This is a genomic window from Olleya sp. HaHaR_3_96, from assembly GCF_019278545.1.
Taxonomy (GTDB): domain Bacteria; phylum Bacteroidota; class Bacteroidia; order Flavobacteriales; family Flavobacteriaceae; genus Olleya.
This window is the reverse complement of record NZ_CP058987.1, coordinates 3,709,295-3,732,260: the sequence shown is the minus strand read 5'-3', so window position 1 is coordinate 3,732,260 and position 22,966 is coordinate 3,709,295. Positions and strand designations below refer to the sequence as shown.

Here is a 22,966-nt window from a genome sequence, read left to right as displayed (position 1 = left end):
TAGTAAGACCAAGTAATAACAGTGTAGATAATAATAACCCAACGAATTAAATGTAGTGTCTTTTTTGTTTCAAATTTGTTTTTGAACAAGAGATCAACAAGAATTAAAGTCAGAATTATTGGAATCAGGCAGTAAATCAGATTCGCATCAATTATTTCAATTATCCTTTTATATAATTCCATTTTTTATTTTTCGATGGACGTTCCTTAGCTTTTTAATAATTTAGTTGCTTCTTTAAGCACTTAATGATATATGATGTCCTTGTTGCACAACTCTGTCGATAAAGTTAAAACAAGCATTTCATACCGACAAGATATTATTTACAATTTAAAGGTAAGCAGAGAGAAAAGGCATGTTAAGAAAAATTGTAGAATTACGACATAAGACTGTACGTAAAGTCTTGAGGCGTTGTTCTTAATTTAGTAATTATGGGAAGTAAACCAAAATATTTTACTTTAAGGCTTGAAGGGGGGATACTTGGTATAGATTTGATTTTACAACAACTTAAATTGTAATGAGTAAAGAGGCCAATTTTTGAAGATAGCCTTTGCGCGTAAGCATGGTAGCATAACATTGGTTAACTAAAAGCAGCATCTTTTTTTTTTTTAATGCAACTGTACAGACGTCATAAGTTTGTTTAATATATTCTTATTGTAGACTACACCAGTTTATTTTTATATTAGATTTATTTTTTCAATTTGAAAGCATTTTTAGTTTATTTCGTCTATTTCAAGTATTAACCCGTAATCGAAGCATATGTTATTTTAAAATAACATAATATCGGGATACTTTCTTGATACTTTAAGATTAGATTGCTCATAAAATATATTGAAATGGTTCAAATTTTAGTTGTCGAAGATGATGTTCATATTGCAGAATTGGTCACAATAAACCTTGAAGACGATCAAACAGCTTTAAAAAGTTGTTTTAATGGTAACGAAGGTTTTATAGAAGCTTCCACAAACGCTTACGATCTTATTATTTTAGATTTAATGCTACCTGGCAAAAAAGGTTTAGATATTTGTAGAGAGTTAAGAGCATCTAATATTAATACGCCTATACTCATGCTTACTAGTAAAAGTGATGAAATTGACAAAATTTTAGGACTTGAAACGGGAGCAGACGATTATATCACAAAACCGTTTAGCATTCGCGAATTGCAAGCCCGTGTTAAAGCTATAATTAGACGCCAAACCTTAGATACTAAAATAGCTACTTCAGAACAAGGTTTAATTGTATTAAGACACAAAAACCTTGTTATAAATCAGGAAATGAGAAAAGTAGAATTACAAGGAGAACGTCTTAATCTTACCCCAAAAGAATTTGAATTATTGTGTTTATTAGCCAATAATGTTGGTAAAACCTATAGTCGTGCACAATTGTTACACCTCATTTGGGGGTATGAATTCGAAGGTTATGAACACACCGTAAATTCACATATTAACCGATTACGAGCAAAAATAGAACAAGATCCTGGAACCCCAGAATATATATTGACCACTTGGGGAGTTGGGTATCGATTTTCTGAATCCTAATACATTATGAAAACAAAAAACACCTTATTTTACAAAATTGCTGGTATACTCACCCTATTATTTGTGGTACTAGCCTTTTTAATTACAAGAACATCCACGCAACTTTCAGAAGATTACCACGACGAAATTACTCAAGGCTTAAATAAAAATGTAGCAGGATTTATTGTTGAAGAAATTCAAGGACTTTACAATGGCGACTCGGTAGTAGGTTCCAAAATGAGCAGTCTGATGCATCATGTTATGGCTACAAATCCTGCGACCGAAGTCTACTTGTTAGATTTAGATGGTAATATCCTTAAACATGTAGCCATGAATAAAGAGGTGAAAGCCACAAGCATCGATTTAAAACCTATAACAGAATTTATTGCCCAAGATGGTGAGGTGTTTATCAAAGGAGACGACCCAAAATTACCGGGAACTAAAAAAATATTTTCAGCAGCACCCTATCTTTATAATAACCAAAAAGTAGGTTATATTTATACTATAGTAGGAGGTAACGATTATGACTCACTTATTAAAAAACACGAAGCCAGTTATATTCGTAAACTAAGCATGCGTAATATCTTATATGCGCTATTTGCTGCATTATTAGTCGCATTACTCTCCATTTATATTATTACAAGAAATTTTAATAAAATTATTGCCGCGTTTACCTCCTTTAAAAAGGGTAATCATGATGCCCGTGTTACAGGTGTGCAGCATGGCGAAATGGGGTTGTTAGCCAATACCTATAACGACATGGCCGATACCATTCAAAGTAATATTCAGGATTTACAAAGTGTAGACAACTTACGAAAAGAACTTATTGCAAATATTTCGCATGACTTAAGAACACCCATAGCGTCTATTCAAGGCTTTGTAGAAACGATTATGATTAAGGGGGATGCTTTATCTGAAAAGGAAAAGAATCGCTATATGGAAATTGTACTTAAAAATTCAGAGCGTCTTAAAAAATTAGTTAATGATTTATTTGAATTAAGTGTTTTGGAAGCCAATCAAAAAGCGGTACAACCTGAAGCGTTACAAATGGCAGAAATTATTCAAGATATTGCCGATAAATACCGTATTATCGCCAAAGATAAAGGGGTGAGTATTAATACTATATATTCTAAAGATTTGCCTTTAGTATATGCCGATATTGCCTTAATAGATCGTGCTTTGCAAAATATAATAGACAATGCTATTAAACATTGCGAAAAGGGAGACGTGGTAACCTTAGAGCTTTTTAGAGAAAAAGATCAAGTTATGGTAAAAGTTTCCGATACGGGTAGAGGCATTGAATCTCAAGAGTTACCTCATATTTTCGAGCGCTACCGTAAAGGTAAATTTTATTCTGATGCAACAAAAGGTAGTGGACTTGGGCTGGCAATTGTTAAAAAGATTATGGATCTTCATGATTCAACCATAAAAGTGAATAGTATTTTAAATCAAGGTACCGAGTTTTATTTTAATTTACCTGTACATAATCGAGTGGCTTCGTTATAAATTTTATGTAATAATTTATAGTTTGGTTATCTCGGCGTTATAATTTGGTGATACTCTTGGTAGATATTTGCAGATATATAATCATTAACATATTTACAAATGAAAAATTTTAAATTTATTACACTTTTATCCGTTATTACACTTTTTGCAAGTTGCGATAGTGACGACGACAGTACTATAGTAAATCCAAGCTCAAACGAAACGTCTAATTTTACAGTAAGTATTGAAAATATTGGTAGTGCCTATAGTTTTATAGACTCAGGAGTATTTAATACACCTGTAGGAGACACGGATCCTGGACCAGCAACTCCTGGAAAACGTTACGAATTTACTGTTGATGCTGGTAGAAGTCAAAAATTGTCTTTTGTGACAATGCTAGCGGCAACCAATGATTTATTTTTTGCTCCTGATGGTAATGGGATTGCATTTTATGATGACAATGGAGAGCCAATTTCGGGAGATGTTACCGACCAAGTCTATTTATGGGATGCCGGAACGGAAGTTAATGAAGAGCCTGCTGTTGGTCCTAATACAGTAGGAATGCAGTCTGGTCCTGATACCGGAGAAGTAGAAAACGGAAACGTATTAAAAATTGCAGACGTAACCAATGGCTTTATGTTTGATTATCCAGAAGTAAACGAATTAATTTCAGTAACCATTACACATACGGAAGGTACACTGTTTACTGTGTCTATTGAAGATTTGGCAACAGCAAGTTTAGATACTAGCGCGGGGACCTCTGTTGCGCCTTTGTCACCTGGTGTTTATGTGGTTCATGGTGGTGCAAACCCTTTATTTACAGAAGGTGAACCTGACTACGGTCAAGGTGTGGAAGATATTTCTGAAGATGGAAATGCAGCACCTTTAAGTGAATATACTGCAGAAAACACGGGAGTTACCTTTCCGTCATCTCCTGGAATCTGGGTGGTTCATGAAGGGAATAGTATGCCTTTATTTACTTCAGGAAGTGCAGATTACGACTTAGGTTTAGAAAATATCGCTGAAGATGGAAATGTATCAGTTTTAAGCGATAATCTAAGTGCTTTAGAAGGGCAAATTTCGGGTGATGTTTTTAATACGCCTGTTGGAAATAGTGCACCAGGACCTTTATTACCAGGAGGTATTTACTCTTTTAGTTTTACAGCTGAAACCGGAAATAGCTTGTCATTTGCAAGTATGCTAGCTGCTACTAATGATGTTTTATTTGCTACTCAAGACACAGGAATTGAGTTATTCAGTGAAAACGGAACTCCTTTAAGTGGCGATATTACGAGTATGGTTTACCTATGGGATGCAGGAACCGAAGTTAACGAACAGCCTGCCATTGGTCCAAACACAGTGACTAATCAATTAGCTGCAGATACTGGAATTAATGAAACAGAAGCTGTTCAATTAATAACTGATGTTAACGATGGTTACGACTACCCAAATGTTAATACTGTTTTAAAAATTACAATTACCGCAAACTAAAATTATAAAGTATTTTATATAATCCGCGTTTTACTTTGTTGTAAAACGCGGATTTTGTGATTTAAGAAGTTAACAAACAAAATTGATTTAAAAACCATCTCAATTTATTAATTAAAGACTAAATTAAATGTTTTGCGGTTTTAACTTATTTTTTGACATCGTATTTTGTTAGTGTCCGTTTCTTTTAAATACAATTAGTTCATCATTATTTCTTTCAGTGAATTGATTCTGGCCATAAAATTCGATTCTGCCATTTGACTTTTCGTAGAAGATGTTTTGAAAATCCTTATTCCATACTGTAATTAAGTTTATAGAAGGTATATCAAAAACGAAGAATTCTCCTTTTTTTATAAAAAATGTTTCTCCAGCACTATTACTTCTGTTTTTTAAATATTTGACATTGTCTATTTCTATAATTTCGGGCTTACTTTCAATATTAATAAAAGCATCTCCTTTTCTTATTGACTTAGAAGATGGTTCCAGTAGTGCTATAACCTCATCCTTAGGAATTAATTCAAAACGTTCAAAAGATTTCTTTCGCCATGCTACATATTTCCCATGATGGCCACTTCCAACCATAATCGAGTCATCTGGGGAGAAAGTCAAAGTTGACAAATCAAAATTGTGATGTGTATCAGAATATAAAGTTTCCTTATAACCCTTTTTAAAAGTAGGGTGAGCCCAAAGTGTTTTACTTTTACCCTTAAACTCATAATATTGAGATTTTGTAGAATAACCGTAAAAAGTTATTGAGTCTTCACTGTTAGATATCTTCCATTTGTTGTTCCCATGACCAACTTTGTATTCATATTTTAAATTGCCGTCAAAATCAAAAATGCGATTGGCACTAATTACCCATTTTTTTGATGTAATTATTTTGTCAAGAACTTCTCTAAACTCTTTTTGTTCAACAAATTCACCTTCAATTGAATACTTGATAAGTGTTTTTTGATAAGTTACATAAATGCTATTATCTATGAATTTTATATCCTTAAAATTGGAACTTTGCTTATGTTTGCTTTTTTTTGTTTGTCTCGGGATTTCAAGTTCTATAACTGTACCATCATCGAAAATAAGTAGATTGTTGGCATAGGTAACTTTGTGTTTCTTTTCATATCCTAATGGTATTTCCCAATTAAGTTTATCGAACCCTTTCTGTATTGGAATAGTAATTTCGCTTTTAAGGGTACCAGTTGAATTCAGGATAAAGAGCTTTGAATTATTAATGTATAAGATAATCTCCCCGTTAATATTCAACAATACTTGATTTAAATCAACATTTCTGATATCAATTCTGAGGTTTTCAGAGTATCCAGAATTTGGAAGAAAATTCAGTCTGCTCTCATTAAGATTTGATTTTATTTTAATTGCCTGCTTAAAAGGATTTTCTAATTCCAAACCGTTAAGTTTCCTTACATCATTTAGGAATTTCTCAAACATTTGGATAACTCTCTTGGGATTCTCCTCTTTATTTATTGTATCTAAATAATATTTATATGTCTTACGAATTTGGCTGTGTGCAAGTTTATTGTGACCATAAAAATGCATTAGAAAAGTATATTGTAGCGGAAACTCACGTGTTTCAAATAAAATTTCTGGGTTTGATTTAGAATTTAATTCATCAAGTAGTTTAAAAAGTCCAGATTCAATATATTCGTTAATGTTAAGAAGTTCAGCTTCTTCTTTACCTATAATCAATGATTTTGTAACCATTGATTTGAAAGCCTGAGACTTTGATGGAACATAGTATGAAGATGAATTAAAATCACTAATATCTGGAACGAGATAAACTTTGATTCCATTTGTTCCAATATTCATTCTTGATTCTTCATCAAAAGTTTTTTTATACCACTTTTCATATTCAATGTATTTAATGCTACCTGCTATGGAGAAATATATTCTTGGCTCATCACTTTCTTCTATATATTCTAATGTGGATTGCTGTGTTAACAATCTCAATTGATATTCTATTCCGTCTGAGGTCTTCTTAAATGTCTTTTGTGATTTTAAATATTTGAATCCATGTTCTTCTAATTTTGTTAATACAATAGAGGGAACCTTGTTTTGAATTATATTTTCTAATACTTTCTTTTTTATCATAAGTCTAATGGACATTAACGTTTATGTATAAGAATAGTTGCGGGTTTGCTACATCTGATTAAGCACTAAACCGTAATTGTTTTACAGGGTGTACCTGTTGTACAACTCTGTTGATAAAGTTAGCGGAATCGTTTGATATTGACAAGATATTATTTGTAAATTACTGGTATGTAGAGGGGGAAGAACTATCAAGAACAGTTGTTTACTTATTTTCTGTTGAGTGAACGTATTCCCTAACAAAATTTCTACAGACGACTTCATTCGGTATTGGATTTAGAATATCTCTATAAACTTACAGCGCCATATTATGGTAGTATTGGTCAGAAAAGTATTGACTCAGTTGTGTTTTTTAGGATATATAGAAAACATAATAAGTGATCGTAAATTGATATAATATGGGCAAAGGCAATAGACTTCCATTTAGGCACATCAAAATAAAGGTGAATCTTAATAAATAATAAAAATTAAGCCGCTTAAAAAGGCATAATTTACTCAATCTATTAAAATACTATAGGGGTGTGCAACGGTTACCGGTGTTAGTAAATGTTATTATTCAATTGTAATCTCGTTACTTTCTATTTTTAATTTTGTTAATTTATCTTTTAGCATTTTATGCTCAGCACCTATTTTATTTATTATCCATTCAGACAGATCTTTAGTAGTATCATAATAAATTTTTACCTGTGTTATTTTTGAACTGTTACAAATTACATCGTATAAATTCCCTTTTAATTCTAATTCTATTTCTGATTTTGCCATGACAGTAATTAAATCTGCTTCTGTCTTTTTGATTACTGGTAGCTCGGTGGCTTCGGTTATGCTTTGCTCTTCACACTGATATTTAACATTGTAAAAACCCATCTGATATCCATATTCATTTGAGGGCTTTAATATTATTATGTCTTGGTTCGAATTATTTTTAATGACAATATATAATTTAACCCAACGATTACTTTTGTATAAAGTTTTTTTTGTTTTTATATTTAAAGTCACGTCTTTATAGTCAACGTTCTTTTTATTTTTCTGTATGGCGCAAGATGTAAAAATTAAAAGAAAAACCATCAACTTCATTACTTTCATAGTGGTTTGTTTAAGTTTAAATGTAACCATGAATTTTATGAGTTGTTGGCAGTAGTTTTTTTATTATATTTAAGTTTAATATATGTTTTGTGAGGCTAACCACGCTCTATGTTCGTCCATAGAGTGTAATTTTTTCTTTTTATAAATTTTATTTATTTTTCTCTTAGTGAAAAAACGAATCCATTCGACAAAAGGTATAAAGTCTCGATGACCAACACCATCAATAATTATTAATTCTATAGATTTATTAGCTAATATTTTACAGCAAATATTTTTAGCAGTTAGGTCCCTAATAATTATTTTATTCTTAATTAACTTCTTTTTTAATTTGTCTAATTCAGAAACAAATAAATCATCTGAAAAAGGAGATTTATCCATTATTAAATAATCATACATGGATAAAGAAACACTATTCGTTGTTTCATCCTTTATTAAATCATAAACAGAAGCGACACCATAATTAGTGTTTTCTTCACCATAATATTTTGAGATATAAGGAATTGTTGTGTTTCTTTTTTGTATTTTTTTGTAATATTGAATCTCTTGATCTATGCGGAATTTATTAGAGTGTACGTTTTTTCTTATTTTTAAACAGAAATTGTTATTGTCAGGATGAATATAACATTTTTGAAACGTCCCTTGACCAATATAGTCTTTCTCTCCAATTTTAATCATTAATTATGTGTGTTTTTGAATTTTATATAGTATATGTAATATTGTTGCCAGTGTTTTTGTGTATGGATGGTTACGTGGTTAAGCACGTAATAGCCGAATAGAAAGTGAACTACCCCAAAAATCTTAGACAAATATAGGATTAATTATTGTAATAATTAGGCCTATATTCGGTGTGACGTGTATGCCTAGTTGAGTATATAAGCGTCTAAGTTAATAAATAATTACTGAGTATAAATCTCGAAGGAATATCCGCAAATAATTAAGAATAAAGCAATTAATTATACACGGTGTGCCTGTTGCACAACGTGTTGTTAAAGATATATAAATTTCGTATATTTAGTAATGCAAGGCACAAAAATATATCAAGAGAAATTATTCAACAATTTCCAGTTGAGTCGTCGGGTTCCCCAAGACAATTTTTATAGACGATTATCAGAAATTTTAGACTTAGAGTTTCTACGGAATCAAACAAAAATCTATTACGGAAACTGTGGACAAAAAAGTTTAGATCCCGTAGTGTTTTTCAAATTCTGTTTAGTGGGGTATTTAGAGAATATCACTAGCGATAGAAAACTGGTATTACATTGTAGTCTTCGACTGGATATTCTTTATTTTCTAGGCTATGATATCGATGAAGAATTACCATGGCATTCCACGTTAAGTAGAACACATCAACTGTACCCAGAGTCCGTTTTTGAAAGTCTACTTACTCATGTTTTCAAAATGTGCGTAGACATGCAAATGGTAAGTGGTCACACCCAAGTTATCGACGCCGCACCAGTTAAAGCAAATGCTTCTATGGATAGCTTAGAACTTAAAGTGCCAGAAGAAGATTTAGAATCTCATTTACGAGCAGTACGACATATAAGCAATAGAGATAAAACGTTACCCTTTCGTAGCTCTAAGGTTAATAAAGCCCCAAAATCGCAACAAGAATTATCAGCAAGCCGTCAGGAATTACAAGCGATAAAGAGCCGAAACAAAAAATGGTCAAAAGATCAAAACCATCGCCCTGGAGCAGGAAATAAAGGTTCCCGTTATACGAGTAATAAAACGCATTACAGTCCAACCGATCCCGATGCTCGCATAAGTGTAAAACCAGGAAAAGCAAGAAAATTAAACTATTCAAGTCAGCTCACGGTAGATGCCGCACATCATGTAATAAGCGACATCAAGGCGTATCATGCCGATGGCAAAGACAGTCAGCATTTACCTGATATTGTATTACGAGTAAAAAGACGTTTATGGCAATCTGGTCTTACTATAGACACCTGTCTCGCGGATACTGGTTACAGTAGTGGCGAGAATTATGCTTTTTTAGAACAGCAGGATATTACGAGTTACATTCCGCCACACGGCACTTTTAAAGGAGGCCCAGATGAATTTATTTATAATGAAAAAGAAGATCACTACACCTGCCCCCAAGGGAAGATAATCCCCTTTAAAAAGGTGTTTTACGAAAAGAAGAGCAACACCAAAAAGAAGGCCTATAGAGGTTCAAAAAAACTTTGTATAGATTGCCCAATACGAAGCGCTTGCTTAAGCAAAACGGCACAAGAAAAGTCATTTTCCGTAACGTATTACCGCGCAGAATACATGCGGAATATAGTACGAGTTGATAGTAAAAAAGGAAGCTATATGAAAGGAAAACGACAAAGCACGGTAGAACCTGTTTTTGGTACACTAACCCAGTTTTTAGGCATGGGAAAAGTAAATACCCTTGGGATTAAACAAGCTAATAAGTGTATGCATCTATCCGCAACAGCCTATAATCTTAAAAAGTATTTAAAATATATGAAAAACGGGCCAGAAAGTATAGCAGGACTACTTGCTTTTATTAAAAGCACCAAAAAGCACCAAAAACCACCTAATAAGCGTTCGAATGCTATGTTTTAAGCCACTTGAATTTTAGATAAAATACGGAGAGTCAAAATTAAAAACAGCTTAAAATCAAAGATTTTAAGCTGTTTTTATACTTTTTTAAGGGGTTGTGCAACGGTTACCATTGTTAGCTACAGTTTATTATTGATTGCTACTTAAAATAATAGTTCCATCTAATAAAATCGGTATCATTTGGAACATATTTTCTCTATATTCAAAACTTAAAATACCAATAAAAATTTCATTTTTTTTGTCAGTCGTTTCTACATTTTGAATAGATATTTCCGAAAATTTTAGTTTAATTGGTTCTAACTCTTTTAATAAATGTTCTTTTCCATTTCTAATAAGTAATTCTATATTAATATTTGTCAAATTAATTTTTTCAAAGTTTCTAATATCAGAATTTGTAAGTGCCCAATATTCTGTGATATTTTCATTATCAATTCCAGAACTCAGGAATATACTAAGAGAGTCTTTTTTTTTATAGTCAGGCTTATGATATTTTATTTTTCCCTCTATTTTTCCTTTCTGCTCTTTATTAACTGTTTTAGTATCGTTTAAATCACAACTAATAAGTGTAAAAAATAGTAAGATTAAAAGTATTCTCATTTTACATTTTTTTGTAATTGTAGCTAACGTTTAGTATAAGAAACGTAGGGCAGGTGATAAGCGATACGTTTCGGTTTGTTACTAAGCCAAATATAATATTTTGCTTTTATCTTTTTTGTTGAAAATACCAAATTTTATATTTGGCGACTTTATAAATAAACACAGACCTTTCGGCAAGCCTAAACCGCCCTATGTTTTTTATACCTTGTGTGTGCCCAGCATGGGCATCTTTTAATTTACCTAAAGGTAAATAATTAATCTAGAGGGTGCAAGTCCCTTATGCGCAGGAGTAACCCTTCGGCTACGCTCAGGACAGGCTTATTGAAGCATTAGTAAGTCGCAAGGGTGAAAACCGTGAGGTTTTACCTGAAGGCTATTTGTGATTGATTATTGAGCAAATACCACTACAAAACTCGGTACAGATACTTCGACTGCGCTCAGCATAAACTAAACAGAAATCGTATACAGAGGCATAGTTATTCGGGTAAGCAAGCACATCATTGTAACGCCCAAATAGTACCAAAAGGATAATTATGTAGATACGGCAGTGATTGAGAGAAAGAAGATGCCATTACCTGGGGAGATCTCCAAAGTTACGAGTTAGCTATATGGAGAAGTCAGCAGAGGTCATAGTACTTACAGGACACGAGTTGAGGCAATACCTCAGAAGGTCTCACAAGTAAGGAAGGACTGAACGTAATTCTCTTCAAAATTCGCATAGGAGCACTAGTGGTAGCCTATGCCTAAATTAGAAGATAGTGTCAAGGGTGAAAAGAGCTTTGGCGTGATGATTTACGAACCGCCGTATACGAGACCCGTATGTACGGTGGTGTGAGAGGCGCACTCCGGCTATTTTAGTCGGAGCCGTCTACTCGATTACCACCAGTTTTTTTATTTCTTCATTTAATTCGGTTAAAAAAGGACTACTTTTCTGATTAATTACAATTCCTTTTTTCTTGTTTTTAAGAAGTTCACTAAAATAACTTTCCTCTATGTTTACTTCTACAATCATTCCGCCTTTTGCAAAAACATTTCGAGCAACCATTTGAGGCAATGTTGTTGCTCCAGAAGTTCCTATTACAAATAAGATTCCTGTATGTTTGGAAATTTTAAGAACACTATCTCTTTTAAAGTACTTTTCGTCATAATATTCATCAAACCATAAAACGTGAGGTCTTAAATCTTCTCCACATTTAGGGCATCTTAAAGCTTTCCATTCACTTTCTGTTATTATGTCCTTATTTCTGTCTGTAAGATTAATTTCTTTTGGAAATGGATATAATTCTTTTGAGCATTCATCTCCGCATCTTACAAAGTCAAAATCTCCGTGAATTAAAAATGTTCTTTCTTCTGAATTTCCTGATTTTCTATGAAGGCTGTCAACATTCTGAGAAATCAAAGCAAAATTATTTTCTAAATTATCTTCAATTTCTTTTAGTAAAATATGACTTTGGTTTGGTTTTGCTTTCTCAGTAACAGATTTTCTATATAGAAACCATTTCCAAACTTCTTGGGAAGCAAGATTAAACATTCGAAATGTTCCAATATCTTCTGCTTTATAGTTTTTTGAACCAGAAACCCAATATCCATCTTTTCCTCTAAATGTAGGAATTCCACTTTCAGCCGAAAGTCCAGCCCCAACCAAAAAGGATATTTTTTTATCTTTTTCAAGACAAAATTTCAGTTGCTCTATTATTCTATCGTCTATCATTTTTCTAATTGGTGGTAACTCGTTATATAGTAACTTTTGTTCCACATATCCCGTAAATATTACGGGATATGTGGAAGTTTTATTCTCCTTTATCAACTACAATTCTATCTTCACGATTGGCTAATTCCCAAGCGGTATAAAACACTAGTCGTGTTCTGTTTTCTAATAAATCGTATTCTATTTTATCTGGGGTATCACTAGCTCTGTGGTAATCGTCATGTGTACCATTAAAGTAAAAAATGACAGGGATGTTGTTTTTTGCAAAGTTATAATGGTCAGATCTGTAGTAAAAACGGTTAGGATCGTTTTCTTCGTTATATGTATAATCTAGTTCTACATTAGTGTATTTGGTATTGACCATTTCTGATATATCATGTAATTCCGTACTTAACTTATCACTTCCAATTAAGTAAATATAATTGCGGTCACCTTCTTTACGTTCAGGATCTGTACGACCAATCATGTCAATATTTAAATTAGCAACTGTATTGGCTAATGGAAAAATAGGATCGTTGTCTGTGTAATGTCTACTACCTAATAAGCCCTTTTCTTCTCCAGTAACGTTTAAAAATACTATGGATCTTTTTGGCCCATGTCCTTCTTTTTTTGCTTTGGCAAAAGCCTGTGCAATCTCTAGTACAGCAACGGTACCAGAACCATCATCATCAGCACCATTATAGACTTCTCCTTTTTTTATTCCTTCATGATCTAAGTGTGCAGATACTATAATATATTCGTCTGGTTTTTCTGAGCCTCTAATAATGGCAGCTACATTTTCTGAAGCTAAAGCTTTGGAGTTATTAGTAAAGTCTAGGTTTAAATTAGCTGTAAGCGTTTCGTTTTTAAACGATTTGTCATAACTAGTCACGTCTTTATTAAATAATGCTTTAACAGTAGGTGTGTTAACTAAAAAGTAAAACATGCTTTTTTCTTTTCCTACTAAACTCATTCTACCACTTGAGGTCCCGTAACGTAAGGCAGCCATAGCAAAAACGTCTGGGTTATAATAAAGTACTGCTTTAGCTCCTTTTTCTTGGGCTAAATCACGCTTTAAGGCAAATTCTTCTCTAAAATTAGACCATTTTGAAGCGGTTTTAGTACCAGAGATAACATAAGTACCATCTGGGTTTTTAGGCTCGCCATTTATAAAAAACACGACTTTATCTTTAATATCGATGTTGTCGTAATTAGAGAAAGCATCATCTTGTATTCCATAACCTAAATTAACTATTTCGGTCGCTTGTAGTTGGCTAGTTTCCATTGGGTTTATAGAAACAAAATCTTCAATGTTTTTTAGTGCTTGTCCATTTATGGTAAGAGCAACATCTGGTTTAGATTGTACTTCTAAGGGAACATTTTGATAGTAATCCCCATCTTTTTTAGCAGCTGGAACGCCAAATGAAATATAGTGGTCTTTTAAAAATTTAATGGCTTTTTTTTGTCCCTCAGCACCTGTTTCTCTACCTTCAAACTCGTCTGATGCAAATTGGTATAAAGCCGTTTTTAAGTCGGCTTGCGTTATAGTGGCAGCATATACACTTGGGTCTGTAACTTTAGAACTTGTCGTTTTGCTTTTTTGAGAGCTTCCGCACGCAATAAATAATAGACTTAAAGCCGCTATTGAAAGTAAAGATTTCATTTAAAAATGTTTAAAAGGTTATACTTTCAAAAATACGTGAAAAATTAAGTGTTAACCAACTTATTATTTCATTTTAACACAGCTGTTATTAGTATATAATAGCTTTGTTTTTAAGGCGTCATAATTAGATGTTTGAGACCTGTATTGTACTATAGCTTTGATGTCAATGAACAATATATTAAAACCAAAATAGCTTCTAAATTAAAAATTTAGAAGCTATAATAAAATGTTGTTACAGCAGTGTATGACTACTGTAAATAGTGTAAGAAGACTAAGTTTAGTACTAGAGGTTAGTCCATAATAATTATATCTTCTAACTCATCTTTTGCATCTGTTTTTTTTAAAGGCATGTCCATACCTTCTAAATCATCTAAAGCTTCTTTGTTTAATTGATCTTCTATTTGTTCTAAATCATCCATGGGGATGTCCATACCTTCTAAATCGTCTAAAGCTTCTTCATTTAATTTTTCTTCCGTTTGTTGCAAGTCTTTGGTGTCTCCAACTTCCGACACAGTAAAGATCGTTTTATAGGTCGCTAGTGCTAAGCTAATAATGGTTAGCAAGAAGATAACCTGAATAACATGCGTTGGTTTTTCTTCTTTTTTAGCTTTAAAAAAGGCTAATAAGCCAAATAAAAAGGCCAGTATTGCCGGGATAAAAGATAATTTATATAAAGGCAAAACAGCTAATATTACTGCGAATACAGCAAAAATTAATCCTAAAATTATACTTGCTTTTCTCATCGTATCTTAGTTTTTTAATCCTGTTGCAGATTTTATTTTTAACTCACCACTTCCAACTGCTATTTTAAATTTAGCATAAACAGGGACTTTGTTTTCGTCTGCTGTTAACCATAAAATATTAGCGTTACTTCCTTTAAGGACGTTGCTTCCTGCAGCACTAATGGCTAATTTATAACACAGTTTTTTACCAAGAGCAGTGTTAATAGTCTCCTTAGCAAGTAGTTTAAATCGGAATTTATGCTCTTTATTGTCAAATAAAACAGTAAAAGTATCAGAAGCTCCTACTGGTGCTTTTTTAATGTCTAAGGTTCTAATTTTATAAATGGTTGCCACAATGTCTCTAGTACCTCCACTTATTTTAACTTTTTCCTTTTTATCCCAAAATCCAGACTCGAAATTTTTAGATTTCTTTCTAATCAAGCTCTCTACTAAATTAGATTTATAATTGTATTTGTATTTAACATACTTGTAATAGCCACCTTCATTAATTTCTCTATTGTATAAATAAGGGGTAATGGTTCTAGGATTTACATAACTTTCATATAAATCTCTAATTTTAAAAAAACTATCAAAATTACTATACGTAGTTGCTGTACATTTTAAATGTAATAATGTAGACGAGCTAGTTTTCATTTGGCTAGCTACCATTTTTACTTCCGCTATATCTGTTAATATACCAGACATGTTGTAAGCGGCAGAAAAGGTTAGTTTTTCTCCTGCACTAAACGCTCTATTATCTTGACCAAAACTAAAGGTCAAGGTTATAAGAGTTAATAATAGGGTTAATTTAAATTTCATAGGAAAATTAGTATTTAATTGTCAAAGATATAACTTAACATTAATTGTGCCGAAATTATTGTGCTAATTTCGAATGCTTCGTAAAAGCTTTTTTAAAATTAGACTAGTAATTAATCTATTTTGTACTTTTGTAATGTGATTACAACAATTGTAAATAAAGGAGTATCTATTGTCATGGCATTAGTGGTGTTGGTTTCAACATTGTCTTTTACTATAGAGAGTCACTACTGTGGAGAACATTTGGTAGATATTTCCATTTTTACGAAAGCTAAGCAATGCGGTGTAGATGTTGCTACAACTGACGTTACAGTAAAAACGAAAGGATGTTGTAAAAACGAAATAGAAGTTATTACAGGCCAAGATCAGTTAAAAATTAATACGTTTGACGATCTACAGTTTAGTACACAGTACTTTATTAAGTCGTTTGTTTATACCTATTCTCAGTTATTCAAGCGTGTACCAAAACAAAGTATTCCGCATAAAAACTATGCACCACCCAACTTGATTATTGATTTTCAAGTGCTTCACGATGTTTATATTATTTGATAAATTACTTGTTTTTGTTTCGCTTAAGCGGAATATATTAATGGTTAATTTTATTAAATTATATTTATAATGATACACACTTATACAGTTACAGGCATGACCTGTAATGGATGTAAAGCTTCAGTTGAAAAAGCCTTACAATCTATAAAACAGGTTACAGATGTTTCGGTTAATTTAGAGCAAGCCGAAGCTACAATACACTGCTCTCAACTTATTCCAATAGACCAATTACAAGGTGCTTTGTCTGATAAGTTTAAAATACAAGACAGACAAAAGGCAAAACATAGATCGGCGGCTTCAGGCGCAATTAATAACCAGAAAAGTGAATGGAAACAACTATTTCCTTTGTTTTTAATCTTTGGTTATATTTCCGCAGCAGCTATAATTTTAAATTATAAGCCCTGGGATGGCTCTGGTGTTATGTTAGATTTTATGGGCTTATTTTATATCGTGTTCAGCTTTTTTAAACTCTTAGATTTAAAAGGGTTTCCGGAAAGTTTTAAAATGTACGATCCATTGGCTAAAGCCATTCCTGGTTATGGTTTTGTTTACCCGTTTATCGAGTTAGCTTTGGGGCTGTTATTTTTAACACGCGTGCAGTTGCCTTTGGCACTAATAGCAACCATAGTCATATTAGGAGTAACAACCATTGGTGTCTCTAAAACATTATTAAGTAAAAAGACCATACAATGTGCGTGTTTAGGGACAGCATTAAAGTTACCTATGACTAAAGCGACGTTTATAGAAAACACGATTATGCTAATAATGGCTGTTTGGATGCTAATTAAAATCTATAATTAGTTATGAGGAAATTATTGATTTTATTATGCTTTGTACCATTTGTAATGCTTGGGCAAGACCAAATAACAGGGGTCATACACGAGGCTAATCCAGACACTAAAGAACAACCGTTGTTTGGAGCTAATTTAATTTGGTTAGGGACTAGTGTTGGGACGTCTACTGATATTGATGGACAATTTACAATACCATTTAAACCAGAATATAAACAACTTGTGATTAGTTATGTTGGATTTAAAACTGATACCTTAACTATTACAACTGCAAAACCTATTACGCACTATCTTAATCCCACTAGCGATTTAGATGAAGTGATCGTGCAGTCTCGGAAAAAAGCATCGTCTAGATCGTATCTTAGAGCACAAAACACAATTTTGGTTAGTAGTGCAGAATTATTAAAAGCAGCATGTTGTAATCTGTCAGAAAGTTTTGAAACTAATCCGTCTATTGATGTTAATTTTAGTGATGCTGTTACTGGAACCAAACAAATAAAAATGCTAGGTTTGTCCAGTCCATATATTCTAATTGCGACGGAAAACATACCGTCTATTCGAGGTGCTTCTCAAGCTTTTGGACTTAGTTTTATACCTGGTACTTGGGTAGAAAGTATCCAGATTACTAAGGGTGCAGGAAGTGTAGTTAATGGTTTTGAAAGTATTGCTGGACAGATTAATGCAGAGTTAGTAAAACCGACCACCGATAATGCCTTTTTTGTAAATCTTTATGGCGCAAGCAGTACACGATTAGAATTAAACACACATTTTAATACAGAAGTATCCGAAAAATGGAGCACAGGTTTATATTTACATGGTAATACACATCAAGAAAAACATGATGTTAATGCAGATGGATTTATGGATATGCCAATTTATAGCCAAGTTAATGTGATGAATCGTTGGCAATATACTGATCCTGAAAAAGGGTTTGTTAGTTTTATCAACTTACGTTATTTAAGCGACGATAAACAATCGGGGCAGTTAGATTTTGATCCAGACACAGATAAGCTTACAACTAATGCGTGGGGAAGTGAGATTGATACTAAACGGTATGAGTTGTCTGCAAAATTAGGTTACGTCAATCCAGAAATACCTTGGCAGAGTTTAGGCGTCCAGTTTGCGCTTAGTAACCATAAACAAGAGTCTTATTTTGGATTAAATCAATATGATATAGAGCATACCAGTATCTACTCTAACGTGATCTATAATTCTATTATTGACGACTCTAGACATAAAATAAAAACGGGTGTTAACTTTACTTATGATGCTTACGACGAGTTTGCTATTGCGCAAAACTTTGCAAGAACAGAACGTAGTTTTGGTGGGTTTTTCGAGTATTCTTTTGATAATCTAGAATTATTTACACTTACAGCCGGTTTGCGTGTGGATTCTCATAATTTGTTAGGTGAATTTATTACGCCTAGAGTACACATGCGGTATTCGCCTTGGAGTAAATCAGCTTTTAAAGCTTCTGTTGGACGTGGTAAGCGTAGTGCGAATATCTTTGCCGAGAATCAAAATTTATTTGCCTCTTCACGTGCTATTTCTATTTTAAATACTACTGGAGCTATTTACGGTTTGGATCCAGAGATAGCATGGAATTATGGTGTGTCGTATTTACAAGGCTTTAATTTGTTTGACAGAGCAGCGGATATAACTTTTGATTTTTATCGTACAGATTTTCAAAATCAAGTGGTAGTAGATTTAGAAAATGCACAAGAAGTAAGTTTTTACAATTTAGAAGGCGATAGCTATGCTAATAGTTTTCAAGTAGAACTTAATTATAATGTATTCGAACATTTTAATCTGAGAACGGCCTATAAATTCTATGATGTAAAAACGCAATACCAAACCGGGAAATTAGCAAAGCCTTTAACACCAAAACATCGTGTGTTTGGAAATGTATCCTATGAAACCGAGATTAAAAATAATAGCAATTGGAAATTTGATTTAACCTATAACTGGTTAAGCGAGCAGCGCTTCTCTTCAACAAATAACAACCCAATACAATATCAATTAGATGACTATTCCGATACGGTTGGGACATTGAATACGCAAATAACAAGAGTGTTTTCTCCAAAATTTGAAGTATATTTAGGAGGAGAGAATATTACCAATGTTAGACAAAATAATCCAATAGTTAGTGCAGACAATCCGTTTGGCTCAAGTTTTGATACTAACTTTGTATATGGTCCAATTTTTGGAAGTATGTATTACGCAGGATTAAGATATAAACTGAAATAGAAAATTATAAAACCGAATAAAATGAAAAAACTAGTATTAGTATTATTAATGATTGCAACAACAGTCACTTTTGCTCAAGACAAAAATAAAAGAGAAAGTTTAGAAGTGGATGGCGTTTGTGCAATGTGTAAATCAAGAATTGAAAAAGCATGTTTTAAAACCAAAGGGGTTAAAAGTGCCATTTGGAGTGTGGAGACACACGAGCTAAAATTGATTTTTGACGAAAACAAAACAGACTTAAAAACAATAGAAGCGAATGTGGCAGGAGTAGGGCATGATACTAAAGCGCTTAAAGCTACGGATGAAGCATATGGATCTGTACATAATTGCTGCAAATATAGAGACGAAGAGGTGCAAGATGACCATAAAAAGGAGTAATCCTCAATCAACAAGCATAAAAAAAAGCCTGCAATTGCAGGCTTTTTTTTTATAAATATAAGTCTTTTATTTATTGATAAGGGCTAACATTTCGTTTTCAATAGTAATATCAAACATATTCGCTTTTGGATTAACAATTTTAGCGTCTTTGTCAACTATAAAAACTTTATTAATCGGTTTTAGTGATAAATTTTCTATCGCCATTGTTACATTCTCAAAATGATACTCATTAGTATAGCCTAGGCGGTGACGCTTTAAAACCTCTCCTTGCTCTTGGCTACTTATAGCGTTTACACTAATAGCAATAAAATCAAACTCTGGATACTTTTTTTGAAGGTCTTTAGCACGTTCATGACATACTTTTAAATGGTAACGATCCCCTGCATCCCAAAAATAAATAAGTGTTGGCTTATTTATGATGTCTTTTAAATGATATGTGTCTTCATTTTTATCCACAACCATTAAATCAGGAATCAGTTGTCCTGGTTTTAAACGTTTGTAAGAATTAACTAACCTATTAGCTTTAGCTTTCTGATCTTTATTGGTGCTTTTTTCTTGGAAAGAGGCTAAAAGTGCATCAAAATCATCGACATGTTTAGAGGCGTTGATAAATTTGATCATGTTATAATACAATAACCTGTTTTTAATAAAGCTATCTGTTATTTTTTCTTCTATTAAGCTTAGCTTATCTAAATTGTAATCTAAAGATTGATTGTTGTAAGTATCGTCTTCAGAGTGTTTAAAATGCTCTTGTAAAGCAATATTATTAAAATGAAATCTTAAAAAAGACACATAAGGTCTGTAGTCTCTTAAAGTGTTATTATTATAGTCTATGTCTTTTCTAAAGTCAAAAAAGTTTGCAGGAAGATTACTAAAAATCTCACTTTCGTTTTTACTATAGTTTATAAAAGGATAGGCTTCTTTACTGTAATAATAATTGTAATCTATATTCGCATTAGCAAATAAGTTAAACAAGTCAGACGTGTTATGTTTTAAAGAAAATGCTTTTAAACGCTCTAATTTTGTTTTTCTTATATCGCAAAGTTTTTTGTCAAATGCTTTGGGTTCTAATTGGCTAATTTCTAAAACTTCTTGTTCTTGTTTTTCTGTCTCCAGAAATAATTCCATTAAATAATTATTTTCTTTTTCTCCAATACCACTAAAAACTAAAGACTCATCAAATTCCATCGTATTAACACGAATCATGATGCTGTCTTGTGGTTGGATTAAAAAAGCTTGAGATTCCTTTCCGTCATAAAAATTATATAAACCGGATTCGAAATTTTTGAAGTTATACTTAAAACGATTTTTAGAGTCTAAATAAACCGTGTCGATTATATCCGACGATTTGTATAAAATAATGTAATTACTACTTGGATTAATAATTTCTCCACCAAAAAACGCTGTGTTTTCTTCAATGACGTTTTTATCTTTCTTACAAGAAAGTAAAACACTTAGGCAGATTATTGTATAAAATAAAGGTCTATAAGACATATGTTAATTTATAAGGGCAACTCATATTAAAACAAAAATATGGGTTGCATAACTGTTCTCGTGTTAAGGCGTTGTTAAAACTTATTAAACAGTAATGTATAGCTTCTATTTCGGCTTAATTTTCTACTTTTGCACAAAATTAAAACTAAGTATATGTTATCAGTATCAAATTTATCAGTCCAATTCGGTAAGCGTGTGCTTTTTGACGAAGTAAGTACCACTTTTAATAATGGAAATTGCTACGGTATTATTGGAGCAAATGGAGCAGGGAAGTCAACCTTTTTAAAAATTATTTCTGGACAACAAGATCCAACGTCCGGTCAAGTACATTTAGAATCAGGAAAACGTATGTCGGTCTTAACACAAGACCACAATAAGCATGATGAAGACACTGTTTTAGAAACTATTTTAAAAGGGAATAAAGCACTTTATAAAATTAAGACTGAAATAGATGCATTATATGCAGATTATACAGACGAAAACGCAGATAGAATAGGAGAGCTTCAAGTGCAATTTGAAGAAATGAATGGATGGAATGCAGATAGTGATGCTGCAGCAATGTTATCCAATTTAGGAATTAAAGAAGAGTTTCATTACACGTTAATGGCAGATTTAGATGGTAAACAAAAAGTACGTGTGTTATTAGCACAAGCGCTTTTTGGAAATCCAGATTTGCTTATTATGGATGAGCCTACCAATGACTTGGATTACGAAACCATCTCTTGGTTAGAAAACTTTTTAGCTAACTACGATAATTGTGTTATTGTGGTATCTCACGATAGACACTTTTTAGATGCGGTTTGTACACATATTAGTGATATCGATTTTGGTAAAATCAACCACTTTTCGGGTAATTATACGTTTTGGTATGAGTCGTCTCAATTAGCAGCAAGACAACATGCGCAACAAAACAAGAAAGCGGAAGAGAAGAAGAAAGAATTAGAAGACTTTATTCGTCGTTTTTCTGCCAATGTAGCAAAAAGTAAACAAGCGACCAGTAGAAAGAAAATGATTGACAAACTTAATATTGAGGATATTAGACGTACAAGTCGACGCTATCCTGCTATTATTTTTGATCGTGATAGAGAAGCTGGAGATCAAATATTAAACGTTGAAGGATTAGAGTATGCGCTTGATAACGAAGTGTTATTTAAAAACATCCATTTAAACCTTCAAAAAGGAGATAAAGTGGTGCTTTTTTCAAGAGATTCTAGAGCAACGACCGCTTTTTATGAAATTTTAAATGACAATTTAAAAGCGGATGCTGGTAAATTTGATTGGGGCGTTACAACGACACAATCTTATCTTCCATTAGATAATAGTTCGTTTTTTGAAAGTACCGATATGACGTTAGTCGACTGGTTACGTCAATGGGCACAAACAGAAGAAGAACGTGAAGAAGTCAATATTAGAGGTTTCTTAGGGAAAATGATTTTTAGTGGTGAAGAAGCATTAAAAAAATGTAATGTTTTATCTGGAGGAGAAAAAGTACGTTGTATGTTATCTAGAATGATGATGACAAGAGCTAATGTATTACAATTAGACGAACCTACAAATCACTTAGATTTAGAAAGTATTACTGCATTTAATAACTCTTTAAAAAACTTTAAAGGGACCATGTTATTTACAACACATGATCATGAGTTTGCACAGACGGTAGCTAATAGAGTAGTGGAGTTAACACCAAATGGGGTTATTGATAGATATGCAACGTTTGATGATTATATGCAAGATCCAAAAATTAAAGAACTGCGTGATAAAATGTACACCAGATAATTTAAGTT

Annotated in this window: 18 protein-coding genes; 9 read left to right on the top strand and 9 right to left on the bottom strand. The window is 32.5% G+C overall.

What is annotated here, in order from left to right; translation table 11 throughout:
- Positions 1-833: 833 nt before the first annotated feature.
- From H0I26_RS16415 to H0I26_RS16405, 3 genes are all read left to right on the top strand, one after another.
- Positions 834-1,535 (top strand): response regulator transcription factor, encoded by a 702-nt coding sequence (locus tag H0I26_RS16415; RefSeq protein ID WP_218700031.1) that lies wholly within the window; start codon positions 834-836, stop codon positions 1,533-1,535.
- Positions 1,536-1,541: 6 nt separating this feature from the next.
- On the top strand, positions 1,542-3,020 hold the full coding sequence (locus H0I26_RS16410; RefSeq protein ID WP_218700030.1) for a sensor histidine kinase: 1,479 nt from the start codon (positions 1,542-1,544) through the stop codon (positions 3,018-3,020).
- A 99-nt stretch (positions 3,021-3,119) separates the two neighbouring features.
- Entirely contained in the window at positions 3,120-4,490 is a 1,371-nt protein-coding gene (locus tag H0I26_RS16405; protein ID WP_218700029.1) for a spondin domain-containing protein, read from the top strand.
- Positions 4,491-4,658: 168 nt separating this feature from the next.
- Here H0I26_RS16405 and H0I26_RS16400 read toward each other — a convergent pair whose 3' ends face one another.
- The 3 genes from H0I26_RS16400 to H0I26_RS16390 form a co-directional block, all read right to left on the bottom strand.
- Positions 4,659-6,590, bottom strand: coding sequence for a hypothetical protein (locus tag H0I26_RS16400; protein WP_218700028.1), 1,932 nt, complete (start codon positions 6,588-6,590; stop codon positions 4,659-4,661).
- 549 nt (positions 6,591-7,139) lie between these two features.
- Complete coding sequence (locus H0I26_RS16395) at positions 7,140-7,670, bottom strand: hypothetical protein (protein ID WP_218700027.1); 531 nt, start codon at positions 7,668-7,670, stop codon at positions 7,140-7,142.
- 75 nt (positions 7,671-7,745) lie between these two features.
- Positions 7,746-8,345 (bottom strand): YrbL family protein, encoded by a 600-nt coding sequence (locus tag H0I26_RS16390; RefSeq protein ID WP_218700026.1) that lies wholly within the window; start codon positions 8,343-8,345, stop codon positions 7,746-7,748.
- A 342-nt stretch (positions 8,346-8,687) separates the two neighbouring features.
- Between H0I26_RS16390 and H0I26_RS16385 the strand changes: the two genes are divergently transcribed.
- Positions 8,688-10,241, top strand: a complete 1,554-nt coding sequence (locus H0I26_RS16385; RefSeq protein WP_218700025.1) for an IS1182 family transposase — start codon at positions 8,688-8,690, stop codon at positions 10,239-10,241.
- A gap of 126 nt (positions 10,242-10,367) precedes the next feature.
- Here H0I26_RS16385 and H0I26_RS16380 read toward each other — a convergent pair whose 3' ends face one another.
- From H0I26_RS16380 to H0I26_RS16360, 5 genes are all read right to left on the bottom strand, one after another.
- Entirely contained in the window at positions 10,368-10,835 is a 468-nt protein-coding gene (locus tag H0I26_RS16380; RefSeq protein ID WP_218700024.1) for a hypothetical protein, read from the bottom strand.
- Positions 10,836-11,703: 868 nt separating this feature from the next.
- A complete protein-coding gene (locus tag H0I26_RS16375) occupies positions 11,704-12,546 on the bottom strand; it encodes an SIR2 family NAD-dependent protein deacylase (protein WP_218700023.1) in 843 nt (280 codons plus the stop codon).
- A 79-nt stretch (positions 12,547-12,625) separates the two neighbouring features.
- Complete coding sequence (locus tag H0I26_RS16370; protein WP_218700022.1) at positions 12,626-14,185, bottom strand: M28 family peptidase; 1,560 nt, start codon at positions 14,183-14,185, stop codon at positions 12,626-12,628.
- A 290-nt stretch (positions 14,186-14,475) separates the two neighbouring features.
- Positions 14,476-14,928, bottom strand: coding sequence for an FUSC family protein (locus H0I26_RS16365; protein WP_218700021.1), 453 nt, complete (start codon positions 14,926-14,928; stop codon positions 14,476-14,478).
- A 6-nt stretch (positions 14,929-14,934) separates the two neighbouring features.
- Positions 14,935-15,726 carry a DUF3108 domain-containing protein gene (locus H0I26_RS16360; RefSeq protein ID WP_218700020.1) on the bottom strand — a complete coding sequence of 264 codons (792 nt, stop codon included), beginning with the start codon at positions 15,724-15,726 and terminating at the stop codon, positions 14,935-14,937.
- 135 nt (positions 15,727-15,861) lie between these two features.
- On the opposite strand from H0I26_RS16360, the gene H0I26_RS16355 reads away from it, so the two are divergent.
- The 4 genes from H0I26_RS16355 to H0I26_RS16340 all read left to right on the top strand — a co-directional run bounded on the left by H0I26_RS16355 (position 15,862) and on the right by H0I26_RS16340 (position 19,688).
- Entirely contained in the window at positions 15,862-16,272 is a 411-nt protein-coding gene (locus H0I26_RS16355) for an HYC_CC_PP family protein (protein ID WP_256935159.1), read from the top strand.
- A gap of 69 nt (positions 16,273-16,341) precedes the next feature.
- Entirely contained in the window at positions 16,342-17,073 is a 732-nt protein-coding gene (locus H0I26_RS16350; RefSeq protein ID WP_218700019.1) for a heavy-metal-associated domain-containing protein, read from the top strand.
- 2 nt (positions 17,074-17,075) lie between these two features.
- A complete protein-coding gene (locus H0I26_RS16345; RefSeq protein ID WP_218700018.1) occupies positions 17,076-19,310 on the top strand; it encodes a TonB-dependent receptor in 2,235 nt (744 codons plus the stop codon).
- A 21-nt stretch (positions 19,311-19,331) separates the two neighbouring features.
- Entirely contained in the window at positions 19,332-19,688 is a 357-nt protein-coding gene (locus H0I26_RS16340) for a heavy-metal-associated domain-containing protein (RefSeq protein ID WP_101019376.1), read from the top strand.
- 66 nt (positions 19,689-19,754) lie between these two features.
- Here the strand turns inward: H0I26_RS16340 and H0I26_RS16335 are convergent, their stop codons facing one another.
- Positions 19,755-21,182, bottom strand: coding sequence for a peroxiredoxin family protein (locus tag H0I26_RS16335; protein WP_218700017.1), 1,428 nt, complete (start codon positions 21,180-21,182; stop codon positions 19,755-19,757).
- A 153-nt stretch (positions 21,183-21,335) separates the two neighbouring features.
- Here H0I26_RS16335 and H0I26_RS16330 point away from each other — a divergent pair, with 153 nt between their 5' ends.
- Positions 21,336-22,958 (top strand): ABC-F family ATP-binding cassette domain-containing protein, encoded by a 1,623-nt coding sequence (locus H0I26_RS16330; RefSeq protein ID WP_101019372.1) that lies wholly within the window; start codon positions 21,336-21,338, stop codon positions 22,956-22,958.
- Positions 22,959-22,966: the final 8 nt, after the last annotated feature.

What these genes read in the sequence shown, in the direction of transcription:
- H0I26_RS16395 (WP_218700027.1), bottom strand. Translation starts at nt 7,670, where the DNA reads ATGAAAGTAATGAAGTTGATGGTTTTTCTTTTAATTTTTACATCTTGC.
- H0I26_RS16360 (WP_218700020.1), bottom strand. Translation starts at nt 15,726, where the DNA reads ATGAAATTTAAATTAACCCTATTATTAACTCTTATAACCTTGACCTTT.
- H0I26_RS16350 (WP_218700019.1), top strand. Translation starts at nt 16,342, where the DNA reads ATGATACACACTTATACAGTTACAGGCATGACCTGTAATGGATGTAAA.
- H0I26_RS16370 (WP_218700022.1), bottom strand. Translation starts at nt 14,185, where the DNA reads ATGAAATCTTTACTTTCAATAGCGGCTTTAAGTCTATTATTTATTGCG.
- H0I26_RS16330 (WP_101019372.1), top strand. Translation starts at nt 21,336, where the DNA reads ATGTTATCAGTATCAAATTTATCAGTCCAATTCGGTAAGCGTGTGCTT.
- H0I26_RS16345 (WP_218700018.1), top strand. Translation starts at nt 17,076, where the DNA reads ATGAGGAAATTATTGATTTTATTATGCTTTGTACCATTTGTAATGCTT.
- H0I26_RS16410 (WP_218700030.1), top strand. Translation starts at nt 1,542, where the DNA reads ATGAAAACAAAAAACACCTTATTTTACAAAATTGCTGGTATACTCACC.
- H0I26_RS16340 (WP_101019376.1), top strand. Translation starts at nt 19,332, where the DNA reads ATGAAAAAACTAGTATTAGTATTATTAATGATTGCAACAACAGTCACT.
- H0I26_RS16365 (WP_218700021.1), bottom strand. Translation starts at nt 14,928, where the DNA reads ATGAGAAAAGCAAGTATAATTTTAGGATTAATTTTTGCTGTATTCGCA.
- H0I26_RS16400 (WP_218700028.1), bottom strand. Translation starts at nt 6,590, where the DNA reads ATGATAAAAAAGAAAGTATTAGAAAATATAATTCAAAACAAGGTTCCC.
- H0I26_RS16405 (WP_218700029.1), top strand. Translation starts at nt 3,120, where the DNA reads ATGAAAAATTTTAAATTTATTACACTTTTATCCGTTATTACACTTTTT.
- H0I26_RS16415 (WP_218700031.1), top strand. Translation starts at nt 834, where the DNA reads ATGGTTCAAATTTTAGTTGTCGAAGATGATGTTCATATTGCAGAATTG.
- H0I26_RS16385 (WP_218700025.1), top strand. Translation starts at nt 8,688, where the DNA reads ATGCAAGGCACAAAAATATATCAAGAGAAATTATTCAACAATTTCCAG.
- H0I26_RS16390 (WP_218700026.1), bottom strand. Translation starts at nt 8,345, where the DNA reads ATGATTAAAATTGGAGAGAAAGACTATATTGGTCAAGGGACGTTTCAA.
- H0I26_RS16380 (WP_218700024.1), bottom strand. Translation starts at nt 10,835, where the DNA reads ATGAGAATACTTTTAATCTTACTATTTTTTACACTTATTAGTTGTGAT.
- H0I26_RS16375 (WP_218700023.1), bottom strand. Translation starts at nt 12,546, where the DNA reads ATGATAGACGATAGAATAATAGAGCAACTGAAATTTTGTCTTGAAAAA.
- H0I26_RS16335 (WP_218700017.1), bottom strand. Translation starts at nt 21,182, where the DNA reads ATGTCTTATAGACCTTTATTTTATACAATAATCTGCCTAAGTGTTTTA.